Below are 15,517 nucleotides of genomic sequence, written 5' to 3' on the forward strand. Positions count from 1 at the left end.
AATTCACGGACGAGAGAGTGACGCATGTTCCTCCAGCGCATAAACAACAAGGGAATTCAGCTCGGCACGCTGTTCGATCGAGCGGCCGCCCGACACCCCGGCAATTTCGTGATCCTCGACCACGATCTCGACATCGCCCCCGAAGTGAGCCGTAGGGCCACCCTGACGGAGGTCGCCGAGCTGGTGGCCGAGCTGGCCTCCCGGCTGTGGTCGGTCCAGGTCCGCCCGGGCGACCACGTGGTGGTGCACAAGGGGGACGGGTTCGACATCACCCTGCTGGCCTGCGCGATCGCCCGCATCGGGGCCGTCCCGGTGCTGCTGTCGCCGAAGTTGGACGGGGCGACCGTCGCCGAGCTGCTGCGGCGCGTGGGCCGGCCGTTCCTGGTCACCGACCAGGAGAAGCTGGAGCACTCGCTGCCCGCCGAGGTGATGACCCTCTCCCGGGAGGTGCTGCTCGCGTCCGGGACGTACGAGGGCGCGAAGGCGTTCGCCGCGCTCGCCGGGGCCCCCCGGGTGCCGGCGGTCGCCATGCCCGCCGACCACCCCACCCTGATCACGCACACCTCCGGCACGACCGGCACGCCGAAGCTCGCGGTGCACACCGGCACCAGCTTCCAGGCGCGCTACCGGCCGCAGGCCACCGTGGTGTCGACGGCCGTGCGGCGCAGCGAACCGATCGCCGTGCACGTCTCGTTCGTCCACTCGCGGATGTTCACCGCGATGCCCATCGCCGTGCTCCAGGGCCATCCCCTGATCGTGTTGCGCGACGACGACCCGGAGACGGTGGGCGACCTGTTCAGCCAGGTGCCGCCGGGGTTCATCGAGGCACACCCCAACACCTTCCTGCGCTGGGAGGTGTTGGCCGAGGACCCGCGCCGGCCGCTGGCCAACGTGAAGTACTTCTCCAGCACCTTCGACGCGATCCACCCCCGGACGGTGAACCGGCTGCTCCAGGCCTCCGGACGCAAGAACCGCCGGTTCGCGCAGGCCTACGGCCAGAGCGAGGTCGGCCCGATCGCGGCCCGTACGTACTCCCTCAAGGACGGCGCCGACTTCAACGGCCGGTGCGTGGGCGTGCCGTTCCCCGGGATGACGGGGGTGCGGGTCGTCAGCCGCGACGGCAACCCGCCGGACAAGGACAACCCGGGCTGGATCGAGGTCCGCAGCGACGGCCGGATCATCAGCTACCTCGGCGAGCACCAGCGCTGGGAGAAGCAGGTCAACGACGGCTGGTGGCGCATGGGCGACGTCGGCTACCGCACCAAGTGGGGCTGTCTGCACCTGCTGGACCGCGAGGTGGACGAGATCCCGGGCGTCAAGAGCACCCTGGAGATCGAGGACAAGCTGTTCACCCGCGTCCCCGAGCTCGTCGAGGTCATCATCATCCCCGGCCCCGACGGCACCGCCGTCCCGGTGGTCAGCACCCGGGACGACAAGCCGCTGGACCTGGCCGCCTGGCAGTCGGCCGTGGTCGGGTTGCCGCCGCTGGCGGAGCCCGTGCAGTGGCGGCTGGAGGACCTTCCGCAGACCGCGACCACGAAGATCAAGCGCCTGGAGCTGGCCCGGCTGCTCGGCGCCGGCGAGTCCACGAGCACCGCCAACTAGTCGTCCGCGCACCGTAGGAGTGGGAGTTCCGCAATGAAGAAGAGCCGAGTAGAGCTCGCCGTCATCGGCGCCGGACCGCGCGGCCTGTCCGTCCTGGAGCGGCTGATCGCCGCCGAGCGGACCGCGCCGTCGCGCGAGGGCGTCGTGGTGCACGTCGTGGACCCCTCCGTGCCCGGCGCCGGAACGGTGTGGCGCGCGGCCCAGTCCCGGCACCTGCTGATGAACACCGTCGCCTCGCAGATCACCGTCTTCACGGATCACAGCGTCCGCATCGACGGGCCCATCGAGCCGGGGCCGAGCCTCTACGAGTGGGCGCAGGGCCTGGCCCTGCTCGGCGACCGTGACAGCCACGACGAGGCCACGCTGGCCGAGGCCCGCCGGATGGGCCCGAACACGTACCCCACGCGCGCCTTCTACGGCACCTACCTGGGCGACTGCTTCCGCCGGGTCGTCGAGAGCGCGCCCGGCCACGTCACGGTGCACGTGCACCGGACGCGGGCGGTGGCCATGGCCGACACCCACGGGGTGCCCGGTGGACCGCAGGGCGTGCGGCTGGAGAACGGCGTCCGGCTGAACGCGCTCGACGCCATCGTGATGGCGCAGGGGCACGTGCCGGCCCGGCTCACCAGCCGGGAGGCCCGGACGGCCAGCCTGGCCCGGATCCACCACCTCACCTACCTCACGCCCTCGAACCCGGCGGACCTCGACCTCAGCGGCATCGAGGCGGGCCAGAACGTGCTGCTGCGCGGTCTGGGCCTGAACTTCTTCGACCACATGGCGCTGCTGACGGCGGGCCGCGGCGGAGCCTTCGAGCGGGAGGGCGACAAACTCGTGTACCGCCCGTCCGGGCAGGAGCCCCGGCTGTACGCGTTCTCGCGGCGCGGCATCCCGTACCACGCGCGCGGCGAGAACGAGAAGGGCGCGCACGGGCGTTACTACCCGCGGCTGCTGACCGCCGAGTTCATCGCGGCGCTCAAGGAGGACGCCCGGGACGGCCGGCCGGTCAGTTTCAGCGCCGACCTGTGGCCGCTGATCGCCCGCGAGGTGGAGAGCGTCTACTACGGCACCCTGCTCACGCAGCGCGGCCGGGACGCCGAGCGCGAGCCGTTCGTGGAGCAGTACCTGGCGCTGGAGCCGGACGCCGACGCCGTGCCGCTGCTGACGGCGCACGGCATCGAGGAGGCCGACCGGTGGGACTGGGAGGCCCTCTCCCGGCCCTACGGCGACCGGGTGTTCACCGGCCGCGCCGACTTCACCGCCTGGCTGCTGGACTACCTGGCCCGCGATGTGGTCGCGGCCAAGCAGGGGAACATCAGCGGGCCGGTGAAGGCCGCCCTGGACCTGCTGCGCGACCTGCGCAACGAGATCCGGCTGGCGGTCGACCACGGCGGGCTGGAGGGCACCTCGCACCGCGACGACCTGGAGGGCTGGTACACGCCGCTGAACGCGTTCCTGTCCATCGGCCCGCCGGCCTCCCGGATCGAGGAGATGGGCGCCCTGATCGAGGCGGGGGTCCTGACCATCCTCGGCCCCGGGGTGCAGGTCCGCATCGACACGACCGCGCAGTTGTACGTGGCCGAGTCCTCGGTGGTTCCCGGGCCGGCGATCCGCGCGACCGCGCTGATCGAGGCCCGCCTGCCGGAGCCCGATCTGCGGCGCACGGCGGACCCGTTGCTGCGCCACCTCTTGGACACCGACCAGGCCGCCACCTACCGGATCGACGCCGCGCAGGGCACCACGTACGAGACGGGCGGCCTCGCGGTGACCGAGCGGCCGTTCCACATGCTCGACGCGCGGGGCCGGGCGCATCCGCGGCGGTTCGCGTACGGGGTGCCCACCGAATCGGTGCACTGGGTGACGGCGGCGGGCATCCGTCCGGGCGTGGACTCCGTGACGCTCGGGGACTCCGACGCTATCGCCCGCGCGGTACTGGACCTGCCCGCGGTGGCGCACGTGCCGGCCGGGCTGGGGCCGGTGGACGCCGGCACCGACCTCACCGGAGTGGTCGTCTGATGCCGGGTGGTCTGCGCCTGGTCGACCCGGCCGCGCCCCCGCCGGCGGCCGAGGTCGAGCCGGCCCCCGCGACGGCGCCCGACGCGGGCCTGCTCTCGCCGGTCCGCGCCGGCACCCCCGTCGAGGCGGTGACCGGGGACCCCGCCTGGCTCCAGGCCATGTTGGACGCCGAGGCGGCGTTGGCCCGGGCCCAGGCCCGGCTGGGCACCCTGCCCTGGCAGGCCGCCGACGCCATCACCGACGCGGCCCGGGCGGAGCGGCTGGACCTGCGCGAGCTGGCCGTCGCGGCGCGGGAGACGGCCAACCCGGTCGTGGGCCTGGTGCGGGCGCTGACCGCGGTGGTCGCGGCGGACTCCCCGGAGGCCGCCGAGTATGTCCACCGCGGCTCCACCAGCCAGGACATCTTCGACACCGGGGCGATGCTGGTGGCGCACCGCGCGCTGGCGCTCGTCCGGGAGGACCTGACGCGTACCGCGACGGCCCTGGCCGCGCTGGCCAGGGAGCACCGGGACACGCTGATCGCCGGTCGGACGATGGCGCTGCACGCCGTGCCGACGACGTTCGGGTTGAAGGCGGCGGGCTGGCTCCAACTGGTGCGCGAGGCCCGGGAGCGGCTGACGCGGGTCCAGGAGGAGGGGCTGCCCGTCTCGCTGGGCGGGGCGGCGGGAACCCTGGCCGGTTACGTCGAGTACGCCGTCCTCGACGGCCCCGAGGGCTCCGAGGACGTGCTGGACCCGGGGGTCTTCCACGACCGGCTGGTCGCCGCGTACGCCGCCGAGACGGGCCTGGCCCGGCCGGCGCTGCCGTGGCACAGCCTGCGCACGCCCCTCGCCGACCTGGCGGCCGCGCTGGCCTTCACGGCGGGGGCACTCGGGAAGATCGCCGTGGACGTGCAGGGCATGGCCCGGACCGAGGTCGGCGAACTCGCCGAACCGGGCGGCGCCGGGAGGGGAAGTTCCTCCGCGATGCCCCACAAGCGCAATCCGGTGCTGTCCACGCTGATCCGCAGCGCGGCCCTCCAGGTCCCGGCCCTGGCGGGCGCGTTGACGGCCTGTCTGGTGTCGGAGGACGAGCGGTCCGCGGGCGCCTGGCACGCCGAGTGGTTGTTGCTGCGGGAGTGTCTGCGACTGGTGGGCGGCGCCTCGCACACGGCGGTGGAACTGTCCGAGGGCCTGGAGGTCAGGTCCGAGCGGATGCGCGCCAACCTGGACCTCACCGGCAGCGCGGTGGTCTCGGAGCGGATCGTGGCCGTGCTCGCCCCGCGGCTCGGGAAGGCCGCGGCCCGCACGCTGTTGAACGAGGCCACGGCGACGGCCGGCGCCGAGGGGCGACCGCTCGCGGACGTCCTCGCCGAGGCCCCCGAGCTGGCGGGCGTCCTGGGTCCGGCGGCGCTGGCGGGCCTGTGCGATCCGGCCGGGTACACGGGCGCGGCCCGCGCCCTGGTGGAACGCGCCCTGGTGGAACGCGCCCCCAAGCGGCCCTGAGCGTCCCCGAGTTGCCCCGAGTTGCCCCGAGCGCCCTGAGCGGCACCCCGTCGGGCCCGGTGCGCCGCGAGGCGGACCGGGCCCCCAGAGAGGAGAGACATGAAGACCAGACCCGCCGCCGGGCGGTGGATCGAAGGCTGGAACCCGGAGGACGAGGAGTACTGGGAGCGCACCGGGAAGCGGATCGCGCGCCGCAACCTCGTGCTGTCCGTGCTGTCCGAGCACATCGGGTTCTCGGTGTGGAGCATGTGGTCGGTGCTCGTGCTGTTCATGTCGCCGGAGATCGGCCTCGGGTTCACACCCGGTGAGAAGTTCCTGCTCGTCGTGGTGCCGACCCTGGTGGGCGCCGTGCTGCGGCTGCCGTACAGCTGGGCGGTGACCCGGTTCGGCGGGCGCAACTGGACCGTGTTCGCCTCGGCCGTGCTGCTGGTGCCGGCGCTGCTCGCGTTCGTCTTCGTGCAGCGCCCGGGGACCCCGCTGTGGGTGTTCCTGGTGATCGGTGCCACGGCCGGTGCGGGCGGCGCCAACTTCGCCTCCTCGATGACCAACATCACCACCTTCTTCCCGCAGAACCGCCAGGGCTGGGCCTTGGGGGTGAACGCCGGCGGCGGCAACCTGGGCGTGGCCGTGGTGCAGTTGCTGGGCCTGCTGGTGATCGCCACCGCCGGGGACACCCACCCGTCGTACGTGGCGGCCGTCTACCTCCCGCTGATCGTGCTTTCCGCGCTGCTCGCGGCCCTGAAGATGGACAACGTGGACGCGGTCCGGGCCCGGCCCGGGGCGCTGCGCGAGGCCGCCGCGAGCCGCCACACCTGGTTCATCTCCTTCCTGTACATCGGCACGTTCGGTTCCTTCATCGGCTACGGGTTCGCCTTCGGGCTGGTGTTGCAGAACGAGTTCGGCTCGACCCCGCTCGAAGCGGCCTCGTACACGTTCATCGGTCCGCTGCTCGGCTCGGTGTCACGGCCGCTCGGCGGGAAGCTCGCCGACCGCTGGGGCGGGGCGCGCGTCACCCTGTGGGCGTTCCTCGCGCTGACCCTGGGAACCGCCGGGCTGCTGCTGGCCTCGCGGGCCGGGTCCTTCGGGGCGTTCGTCGCGGCCTTCACCCTGGTCTTCGTGCTCAGCGGGCTCGGCAACGGGTCCACGTACAAGCTGATCCCGGCCGCGGCCGCCGCCGAGGCGGAGGCCACCATCACCTCGGGCGGCGAGGCCCGGGAGGCCTTCGCCCGGGCCCGTCGGATCTCGGGCGCCGCCATCGGGATCGCGGGCGCGGTCGGCGCTCTCGGCGGGGTCGCCATCAACCTGGCGTTCCGCGCCTCCTACCAGGGTCCACAGGGCAGCGGCACCACCGCGTTCGCCTGCTTCCTCGGCTACTACGCGCTCTGCATGCTGCTCACCTGGTCGGTGTACCTGCGTCCCGGGCGGCGGGCCGCCCAGCCACCCGCCCCGGCCCGCGAGCCGAGGCCGGCCCGTGTCCGCTGACCTCGCCGCGGCGCCCGAGGCCGCCACGCACTGCGCGTACTGCGCCCTCCAGTGCCCGACCGTGCTGCGCGACGAGGGCGACACGGTCGCCGTCCGGCCGGCCGACCCCGACGGGGGCGGCCTGTGCCAGAAGGGCTGGACGGCCCCCGCGGTGCTCCGCGCGCCCGACCGGCTGCGGACCCCGCTGGTGCGCGGCCCCGACGGGCGACTGACCCCCACCGACTGGGACTCGGCGCTCGACCTGGTCGCCGGTCGCCTCGCACGGCTGCGCGGGGAGCACGGCGCGGACGCGGTCGGGGTGTTCGGCAGTGGCGGCCTGACCAACGAGAAGGCCTACCTGCTCGGCAAGTTCGCCCGGGTGGCGCTCGGCACCAGCAGGATCGACTACAACGGCCGCTTCTGCATGTCGTCGGCCGCCGCCGCCGGGAACGCCGCCTTCGGGCTCGACCGGGGTCTGCCGTTCCCCGTCGCGGACCTGGGGCGGGCGGAGGTCATCCTGCTGGCCGGCGCCAACCCGGCCGAGACGATGCCGCCGCTGATGCGGCACCTCAACCGGGCGCGCCTCGTCGTGATCGACCCGCGTCGCACCCGTACGGCGGAACTGGCCGCACTGCACCTCCAGCCCGTACCGGGCACCGATCTGGCTCTGGCGCTGGGGCTGTTCCACCTCGCCGTCACGGAAGGCCTGCTCGACGAGGCGTACCTGGCCGAGCGCACCACCGGCTTCGACGAGGCCTGGCGGCGGGCCGTGGCCTGGTGGCCCGAGCGGGTGGAGGGGATCACCGGCGTGCCGGTCGCGGACATGCGCGAGGCCGTGCGGATGCTCGCCGGGGCGGACCGCCGGTACGTGCTCACCGGGCGCGGCGCCGAACAGCACAGCAAGGGCACCGACACGGTGTCCGCGTTCGTCAACCTGTCGCTCGCGCTGGGCCTGCCGGGCCGCCCGGGCAGCGGGTACGGCTGCCTGACCGGCCAGGGCAACGGGCAGGGCGGACGCGAGCACGGTCAGAAGGCCGACCAGCTCCCCGGATACCGGATGATCACCGATCCGGCGGCGCGCGCCCACGTCGCGGGCGTCTGGGGCGTGGAGCCCGACACCCTGCCCGGCCCGGGCACCGGCGCCTACCAACTGCTCGACTCCCTGGGCACGCCCGGCGGGCCCAAGGCCCTGCTCGTCTTCGGCTCCAATCCGGCGGTGTCCGCCCCGAACGCGGCGCACGTGTCGCGTCGGCTGGCCGCCCTGGACCTGCTGGTCGTCGCCGACTTCGTGCCGTCCGAGACGGCGGTCCTGGCCGACGTGGTACTGCCCGTCACCCAGTGGGCCGAGGAGGAGGGCACCCTGACAAATCTGGAGGGGCGGGTGGTGCGCCGCCGCCCGGTACTGGCCCCGCCGCCCGGGGTACGGACCGACCTCGACGTGCTCCACGACCTCGCGGTGCGACTGGGACAGCCCCCCGAACGGTTCCCGACGGCGCCGCGCACGGTCTTCGAGGAACTGCGCCGGGCCTCCGCCGGGGGCCGCGCCGACTACGCGGGGATCAGCTGGGAACGGCTCGACGCGGGCGAGGAGTTGTACTGGCCCTGCCCCGCGGCCGACGGCGACGCCCCGCACCCCGGCACGCCCCGCATGTTCCTGGACCGCTTCGCGCACCCGGACGGGCGGGCCCGGTTCGCCCCGGTGGAGGACCGGGACTCCGCCGAGGTCCCGGACGCCGAGCGGCCGCTCCTCGCGACGACGGGCCGGGTCCTGGCCCACTACCAGTCGGGGGCGCAGACCCGCCGGGTACCCGAACTGATGGCCGTCGCGCCGGAGGTGTTCGTCGAGGTCCACCCGGACACGGCCGGGCGCTTCGGACTCGCCGACGGCGCTCTCGCCCGGGTCGTCTCCGCGCACGGGGCGGTGGTGGCCCGCGTCCGGCTGGTGGAGAGCCTGCGCACCGACACCGTGTTCGTCCCGTTCCACTTTCCCGGCGAGGGCCGGGCCAACCTGATGACCGGGCCCGCCCTGGACCCGGTCAGCGGCATGCCGGAGTTCAAGTTGGCCGCCGTCCGCGTCGAACCCTGGTCGGAGTCCTCGTGAACCGGATCGTCGTCGTCGGCAACGGCCCGGCCGCCCACCGGCTCTGCGCCTCCCTGCACCGGCTCGGGCACCGGGACCCGGTGACCGTCCTGGGAGCCGAGCCCCACGCCGCCTACAACCGGGCCCTGCTGCTGTCGGTCCTGGACGGCACCCTGCCGGGCCGGGCCCTGGAGCTGGCCGCGCCGCCCGGGAACGCGCGGGTGCGCCGGGCGGCCGTCGTGACCGGCATCGACCGTGCCCGCCGCGAGGTCCGTACCGCCGACGGGACCGTGTACGGCTACGAGGTCCTGGTGCTGGCCACCGGGGCGCGCCCGCGGTCCCCCGGCTTCGACTCCCCCGCCGTGCGCCGGCTGGGCACCCTCGCCGACGTCGAACCGCGCCCGGAGGGGCCGGTGGTGATCGCCGGGGGCGGGCTGCGCGGGGCGGGCGCCGCCGCCGCGCTGAGCCGCGCCGGGCACGAGGTCACGTTGGTGCACTCCGGGCCGCGGCTCGCCCACCGCGACCTCGACCGGCCGGGCTCCGCGGTACTCGCGCGGACCCTGGAGAAGGCCGGCGTGGCCTTGGAACTCGGGCGCCGGGTGGCCGGCGCCGAGCACGGCAAGGCCGTGCTGGACGACGGCCGACCGCTCGCGGCGGCCACCGTGCTGGCGTGCGCGGGCAGCGTCCCGGAGACCGGGGCGGCCCGGGCGGCGGGGCTGGAGGTGCGGCGCGGGATCGTCGTGGACGACCGGCTGCGCACCGGCGATCCGCGGATCCACGCCATCGGGGACTGCGCCGAACACGCGGGCGCCGCCGGGGACTCCCTGGCGTCGGCGTGGGAACAGGCGGACGCCCTCGCGGGCATCCTGACCGGCTCGGACACGGCGTACCGGCCGACGCGACGCGTGCTGCGCCCCGGGATCCGGGGATTGGACCTGACGGTCGTCGGCCCGGGCGGGGAGCCGGACCGGGAACCGGCCCCGGGCGAGGAGACGGTGTCGCTGTCCGATCCGGCGGGCGGGCGCCACGCCCGACTGCGGCTGCGCGACGGCCGGATCCGGTCCGGGATCGTCGCGGGGTTCCCGCAGGCCGTCGCCGCCGTGGGCCGGCTGTACGCGCGGGACCACCCGGTGCCGAGCGACCGGCTGGCCCTGCTGATCGGCTCCGCCGGCGGGTACGCGTCCTCGGGCGCGCTGCCGGACACGGCCGTGGTCTGCCAGTGCAACAACGTGACCCGCAAGGCCCTCCGGCGGGCCTGGGACGGGGGCGCCCGCGCCGTGCCCGCGCTCGCCGCCGCGACCCGGGCCACCACCGGCTGCGGGACCTGTGTCGCGGCGGTGGGCCGGCTGTGCGCCGAACTCGCCGGATCCGCGGAAGGGGGGCCCGACGCATGAGCGGGACCCTGGTCCTCGCCGGCCACGGCATGGTCGGCCACCGACTCCTCGAACACCTGCGGGCGGACGAGCGGTTCGCGTCGTGGCGGATCGTCGTCGCGGCCGAGGAACCGCGCGCGGCCTACGACCGGGTCGCGCTGTCCTCGTACCTGGACGGGCGGAGCGCCCGGGACCTGACGCTGACCGGCCCCGAGGTGCTGGAGGACCCGCGGGTCGAACTGCGGCTCGGAGTTCCGGTCGTCTCGATCGACCGGGCGGCCCGTACGGTGACCTTCGCGGACGGCTCGGACGTGCGGTACGACGCGCTCGTATTGGCCACCGGGTCGAAGCCGTTCGTGCCGCCGATCCCCGGTCACACCCTGCCGGGCTGCTTCACGTACCGGACCCTCGCGGACCTCGACGCGCTGCGTGCGGCCGCCGAACCGGGCGCCGCCGGCGTGGTGATCGGCGGCGGGCTGCTCGGGCTGGAGGCGGCGCAGGCGCTGCGTTCGCTGGGGATGCGACCCCACGTGGTGGAGGTGGCCCCGCACCTGATGCCGCTCCAACTCGACGAGGGCGGCGGCGCGGTGCTGGCCCGCCTGGTGGGCCGGCTCGGCATGGGCGTGCACTGCGGCCGCGGCGTGGCGTCCGTGGACGCGGGCCCCGACGGACGGGTCCGCGGGGTGACGCTGGCCGACGGCGACGTGCTGCCCGCCCGCTGCGTGGTGTTCTCGGCGGGGGTCCGGCCGCGCGACGAACTGGCCGGGCCGGCCGGACTGCCGCGCGGGGAGCGGGGCGGGTTCCTGGTGGACGCCCACTGCCGTACCGAGGACCCCCGGATCTGGGCGATCGGCGAGTGCGCGGCCGTGCTGGGTCGCTGCCACGGCCTGGTCGCCCCCGGTCATCTGATGGCCGAGAGCGTGGCCGCGCAACTGACCGGCAGGGCGTCCGAGCCCTTCCCGGGCGCCGACACCTCGGCGAAGCTCAAGGTGTTCGGCGTGGACGTGGCCGGGTTCGGCGACGTCCACGCCCGGGTCGAGGGCGCGCTGTCCTTCGTACGGGAGGACCACGCGGCCGCCACCTACGCCAAGTTGGTCCTCGGTCCGGACGGCCGCACCCTGCTCGGCGGCGTCCTGGCCGGCGACACGCGCGCCTACGGGGAACTCCGCTCGATGCTGGGCCACGAACTGACCGGACCCCCGGAGCGGCTCCTCGTCTGAGACGGGGCCGCGGCTCGCGGCGGCCGGGAGGCGGGGTGGGGCGGGGCGGCGCTACGGCGCCCCCCCGCCCCTTTTGCCGTTCCCGGCCCGCCTCTTGCCGGTTCCCGGCCCGCCGGGCGGCGCCGCGCGCCCCTCCGAGAGGCGGCGAGTACCGGGCAAGGACGGGTGCGACACCCTCGCGGCGTACGGGGGCCGCCCCGGCCGGCGTGCGCCGAAGGCACAGCCTCCCCGGGAAGCGGCGTGCCCGTCACGGGAGTCCTGACGCCCGTCCCGGTATCGGTGTCCGTATCGGGACAGCCGGAGCCCGCGCCCCGGCCCGGCCCGGCCCGGCGACGCCAACGCCTGCCCGACCGTCGGCGGGAGTCCTTCCGCTCGCGTCTGCGCCCGTCAGGGCGGGTCGACCCGCCGAGAGTGCGCCGTGCCGCGGTCCGCAGTCGGCGGAACCGGGTCGTCGTGCCGCCGTCCGCACCCACGGCCCTGACCCCGCCCGGGGTCGCCCCGTGGTGCCGCGCGGCTCAGGGGCGGCGTCGTCGACCCGGGGGGCGGGAACCTGGGGGCGCGAGCCCGGGTGTGGGAGCCGAGGCGCGCGAGCCCGGCCCCACCCGAACCGGCCGCGTACGAAGCGGCGTTGCGGGGATGGGCCGCGCCCCGACCGGCCGCGCACGCGAAAGCGCCGGGCGCGGCTCCTCGAGGGAGCCGCGCCCGGCTGTCTGTCCCGCCCGCGGGGGACGGTTGGTCGCGGGGCAGACGATCAGTGGGCGGCCGCGGTGGCCTGGTCGGCCGCCGGTTCGGCGGCCGGAGCGGAGTCGGTCGGGCGGCCGGAGCGCCGGCCGACGACCAGGAGGGTGAGGATCGCGAGGCCCGCGCCGATGTACAGGACGCTGGCGGTGGCCAGGTTGTCCACGGCGATGCCGCCGAAGAGGGCGCCGAGGGCGATCGACAGGTTGAAGGTGGAGACGTACAGCGACGAGGCGGCCTCGGTCGCGTCGGGTGCGGCGTCGAGGATCCAGGTCTGGAAGGTCACCGGCACCGCGCCGTAGCCCAGGCCCCACAGGACGAGGATGACGGCCGCGGTGATGGTGGTGTTGCCGACCGTGGCGAGCAGCAGCATGGCGACGGCGAGGACGATGGCGATGCCGATGACGACCTGGCGCAGCCGCTTGGCGATCAGGGCTCCGGCGATGAAGTTGCCGGTGATGCCGGCGACGCCGAAGGTCAGCAGCAGGACACCGATCATGCTGTCGCCGACGCCGTCGTCCTGGAGGAGGGGACGGACGAAGGTGTAGGCGAGGAAGTGGCCGGTGATGACGAGGAAGGTCATCGCGATGCCGATGCGGACGCCGGCGTTGGACTTCCACACGCGGGGCAGGTCACCGAAGACGATGGTGCGCTCGGCGGGGACCTTCGGCATCAGGAAGAGCATCGCGGCGAGGGCGACGAGGCCGAGGATGCCGACCGCGGCGAAGGCGGTGCGCCAGCCGGAGAGGTCGCCGAGGAAGGTGCCGGTGGGCACGCCGAGCACGGAGGCCGTCTCGACGCCGCCGAAGATGACGGCGGTGGCGCGGGCGACGTGTCGTTCGGGCACCAGGCGCAGGGCGATGCCGCCGGCGATGGACCAGAAACCGCCGACGCTGATGCCGATGAGGAAGCGGGCGACGAGGACCACGGCGAAGCTGGTGGCGAAGGCGGAGGCGAGGTTCGCCAGGCCGACGATGGCGATGAGGATGACCAGCACGAGCCGCCGGTCGAACTTGCCGGTGGCGACGGTCACGAGCGGTGCCGAGATCGCCGCGACCAGGCCGGGGATGGTGACCATGAGGGCCGCCGTGCCCTCGGAGACCTTCAGCGCGTCTCCGACGGGGGTGAGCAGGCCGACGGGCAGCAGCTCGGAGGTCATGAGGGAGAAGATGCCGAGGGTGACGGCCAGGACGGCCAGCCAGCCCTTGACCGCGGAGGGTTCCTTGCCCGCGTTGCGCGGTGCGGATGAATCGAGGGTGGTCACGATGTCAGTCCTTCGTCAGCGGTCCCCCTCTGGTGCCGGGAGACGGGGGTGGGGGCATGCGTGGGGCGGTGGCCTGGCCTGTCCGGCGGTGGCCACCGCCCTGGTGCGTGGTTATGGGATCTGGGGGTCGTGGAGGGGCCGGACTACTCGGTGCCGGGGGTCTTGCGGGTGGCGACGTTCATCCGGTTCCACACGTTGGCGGTGAAGATGAGCGCGATCAGGTGCGCGAGCTCCTCCTCGCCGAAGTGGCGGGCGGCCTCGTCGTAGACGGCGTCGGTGACTCCGCCGGGGAGGAGGGTGACCTCCTCGGTGAGGGCGAGGGCCGCGCGCTCCTTGACGGTGAAGAGGCTCGACTCCTGCCAGGCGGTGAGCTGGTAGATCCGCTCTTCCGACTCGCCGCCCTTGCGGGCGTCGCTGGTGTGGTAATCGATGCAGTAGGCGCAGCGGTTGATCTGCGAGGTGCGGATCTGGACGAGCTCCAGGAGGACCGGGTCGAGTCCCTGTCGGGCGGCCCCGTCGAGGGCCAGGACGGACTTGAAGATCTTGGGGGCGACGGCGGCGAAGTTCATGCGCTCAGGAACCTGAAAAGTGGTCATGTGAAAACTCTAGGAGCGCAATCGGCCCGCAGTAGGGTGCATTCCCATGCAGAGATCATGGGTCAATTCCGAGGGCGCGTCCGATCCCGAGCCGGCCGGTACCGGGAGCGATCTGCACCTGGAACTGAGCGGCGAGGGCAGCCTCCGCAACCAGCTGATGCAGGCGTTACGCACGGCGATCGACTCCGGCCGGCTCACCCCCGGCACCCGGCTGCCGCCCTATCGGGCCCTCGCCGTGGACCTGGGGATCGCCCGCAACACCGTCGCCGACGCGTACGCCGAGCTGGTGGAGGAGGGCTGGCTGTCGGCGCGCCAGGGCTCCGGCACCCGGGTGGCCAAACGGGCGACCCCGCTCCAGCCCGACCGGCTGCGCGGCCCCGCCCGGCCGACGCACCGCAGGACCGTGCACGACCTGCTGCCCAGTTCCCCCGACGCCTCCGCCTTCCCCCGTACCGCCTGGATCGGCGCAGCCCGGCGGGCGCTGGCCGCCGCTCCGCACGACGCCTTCGGGGTCGGTGACCCCCGCGGCCGGATCGAGCTGCGCCGGACCCTGACCGAGTACCTCGCGCGGGTGCGCGGCGTACGGACCGCCCCGGACCGGATCATCGTCTGTTCCGGCTTCGCCCACGGGCTGGAGCTGCTCGGCAAGGTGCTCGCCGGTCCGGTCGCGGTGGAGTCGTACGGGCTGTCCTTCCACCGGGACATCCTGGTGGCGTCGGGGCTGACCACGATCCCGTTGACGGTGGACGGCGGGGGCGCGCGGGTGGAGGAACTTCCCGGGACGGGCGCCAAGGCGGTGCTGCTCACCCCGGCCCACCAGTTCCCGACGGGCGGGCCGCTGCACCCGGAGCGGCGGGCCGCGGTGGTGGACTGGGCGCGGGCGAGCGGTGGAGTGCTGATCGAGGACGACTACGACGGGGAGTTCCGTTACGACCGCCAGCCGGTCGGCGCCGTCCAGGGCCTGGACCCGGACCGGATCGTCTACATCGGATCCGCCAGCAAGAGCCTGTCCCCCGCGCTGCGCCTGGGCTGGATGGTGCTGCCGGGCTGGCTGGTCGACGACGTGCTCGCCGCGAAGGGCACCCGCGAGATGTGGTCGGGGGTCACGGACCAGCTGACCCTGGCCGAGTTCATCGGCTCGGGCGCCTACGACCGTCACCTGCGCCGGATGCGCCTGATCTACCGGCGCCGCCGGGACCAGCTGGCGGCCCGGCTGGCGCAGGAGGCCCCGCACATCAAGGTCAGCGGCGTGGCGGCCGGGCTGCACGCGGTGCTGGAGCTGCCGAGGGACACCGAGGAGGCGGCCCTGCGGGCGGCCCGCCGGCAGGGCCTGGCGCTGGACGGGTTGCGGCCGTACCTGCATCCCGAGAGTTCCATGACCCCGCGGGACGGGCTGGTGCTCGGCTACGGCACCCCGCCCGACCACGCGTTCGCGGCGGCCCTGGACGCCCTGTGCCTGGCGTTGCCCGACCCGCCGCAGGAGGAGGAGCGGCCGGACTCCGGCGGGGAGGAGCCGCCGCGCCGCCGGGGCGACCCCGAGGCCCACCGGGTCCCTTAGTGGTCTGCGTCGTAAGTCCTTCGGGGGTTGATCACGCGGCCTTGGCGGCGGAGGATTCTTCTGGGTGATCGGCGGTGTGCTGGTCGAGCCTGGCCAGGAGATCGTCCAGGTCGGAGGTGGTGAAC

At 74.5% G+C, this 15,517-nt stretch carries 10 protein-coding genes; 8 read left to right on the forward strand and 2 right to left on the reverse strand.

From position 1 onward, the window contains the following. Window positions 1–24 precede the first annotated feature (24 nt). The 7 genes from OTB19_RS06440 (at window position 25) to OTB19_RS06470 (ending at window position 11,236) form a co-directional block, all read left to right on the forward strand. Window positions 25–1,605, forward strand: a complete 1,581-nt coding sequence (locus OTB19_RS06440) for a class I adenylate-forming enzyme family protein (protein WP_267797044.1) — start codon at window positions 25–27, stop codon at window positions 1,603–1,605. Between the two features lie 33 nt (window positions 1,606–1,638). Further along, complete coding sequence (locus OTB19_RS06445; RefSeq protein WP_267797045.1) at window positions 1,639–3,618, forward strand: FAD/NAD(P)-binding protein; 1,980 nt, start codon at window positions 1,639–1,641, stop codon at window positions 3,616–3,618. Next, window positions 3,618–5,102, forward strand: coding sequence for a 3-carboxy-cis,cis-muconate cycloisomerase (gene pcaB / locus OTB19_RS06450; protein WP_267797046.1), 1,485 nt, complete (start codon window positions 3,618–3,620; stop codon window positions 5,100–5,102). The genes OTB19_RS06445 and pcaB overlap by 1 nt, the downstream gene beginning before the upstream one ends. Before the next feature lie 99 nt (window positions 5,103–5,201). Then, window positions 5,202–6,584: a nitrate/nitrite transporter gene (locus tag OTB19_RS06455; protein ID WP_267797047.1), complete on the forward strand. Its 1,383-nt coding sequence runs from the start codon at window positions 5,202–5,204 to the stop codon at window positions 6,582–6,584. Beyond that, the gene (locus tag OTB19_RS06460; protein WP_267797048.1) at window positions 6,574–8,664 is read left to right on the forward strand and encodes a molybdopterin oxidoreductase family protein; all 2,091 of its coding nucleotides are present in this window, start codon (window positions 6,574–6,576) and stop codon (window positions 8,662–8,664) included. The genes OTB19_RS06455 and OTB19_RS06460 overlap by 11 nt, the downstream gene beginning before the upstream one ends. Then, complete coding sequence (locus OTB19_RS06465; RefSeq protein ID WP_267797049.1) at window positions 8,661–10,037, forward strand: FAD-dependent oxidoreductase; 1,377 nt, start codon at window positions 8,661–8,663, stop codon at window positions 10,035–10,037. Before OTB19_RS06460 ends, OTB19_RS06465 begins: the two co-directional genes overlap by 4 nt. Beyond that, window positions 10,034–11,236, forward strand: coding sequence for an FAD-dependent oxidoreductase (locus OTB19_RS06470; RefSeq protein ID WP_267797050.1), 1,203 nt, complete (start codon window positions 10,034–10,036; stop codon window positions 11,234–11,236). Before OTB19_RS06465 ends, OTB19_RS06470 begins: the two co-directional genes overlap by 4 nt. 751 nt (window positions 11,237–11,987) lie before the next feature. Here OTB19_RS06470 and OTB19_RS06475 read toward each other — a convergent pair. Beyond that, window positions 11,988–13,238, reverse strand: coding sequence for an MFS transporter (locus tag OTB19_RS06475; protein ID WP_267797051.1), 1,251 nt, complete (start codon window positions 13,236–13,238; stop codon window positions 11,988–11,990). A 143-nt stretch (window positions 13,239–13,381) separates the two neighbouring features. Next, complete coding sequence (locus OTB19_RS06480; protein ID WP_267797052.1) at window positions 13,382–13,834, reverse strand: carboxymuconolactone decarboxylase family protein; 453 nt, start codon at window positions 13,832–13,834, stop codon at window positions 13,382–13,384. A gap of 46 nt (window positions 13,835–13,880) precedes the next feature. On the opposite strand from OTB19_RS06480, the gene OTB19_RS06485 reads away from it, so the two are divergent. Beyond that, window positions 13,881–15,392, forward strand: a complete 1,512-nt coding sequence (locus tag OTB19_RS06485; RefSeq protein WP_267797053.1) for a PLP-dependent aminotransferase family protein — start codon at window positions 13,881–13,883, stop codon at window positions 15,390–15,392. Window positions 15,393–15,517 lie beyond the last annotated feature (125 nt).

It is taken from the genome of Streptomyces sp. H27-H5 (assembly GCF_026627505.1).
Lineage (GTDB): Bacteria > Actinomycetota > Actinomycetes > Streptomycetales > Streptomycetaceae > Streptomyces.

Excerpts from the sequence above, each read along its gene's own strand:
- OTB19_RS06440 (WP_267797044.1), top strand. The coding sequence starts at position 25 with ATGTTCCTCCAGCGCATAAACAACAAGGGAATTCAGCTCGGCACGCTG.
- OTB19_RS06445 (WP_267797045.1), top strand. The coding sequence starts at position 1,639 with ATGAAGAAGAGCCGAGTAGAGCTCGCCGTCATCGGCGCCGGACCGCGC.
- pcaB (WP_267797046.1), top strand. The coding sequence starts at position 3,618 with ATGCCGGGTGGTCTGCGCCTGGTCGACCCGGCCGCGCCCCCGCCGGCG.
- OTB19_RS06455 (WP_267797047.1), top strand. The coding sequence starts at position 5,202 with ATGAAGACCAGACCCGCCGCCGGGCGGTGGATCGAAGGCTGGAACCCG.
- OTB19_RS06470 (WP_267797050.1), top strand. The coding sequence starts at position 10,034 with ATGAGCGGGACCCTGGTCCTCGCCGGCCACGGCATGGTCGGCCACCGA.
- OTB19_RS06480 (WP_267797052.1), bottom strand. The coding sequence starts at position 13,834 with ATGACCACTTTTCAGGTTCCTGAGCGCATGAACTTCGCCGCCGTCGCC.
- OTB19_RS06485 (WP_267797053.1), top strand. The coding sequence starts at position 13,881 with ATGCAGAGATCATGGGTCAATTCCGAGGGCGCGTCCGATCCCGAGCCG.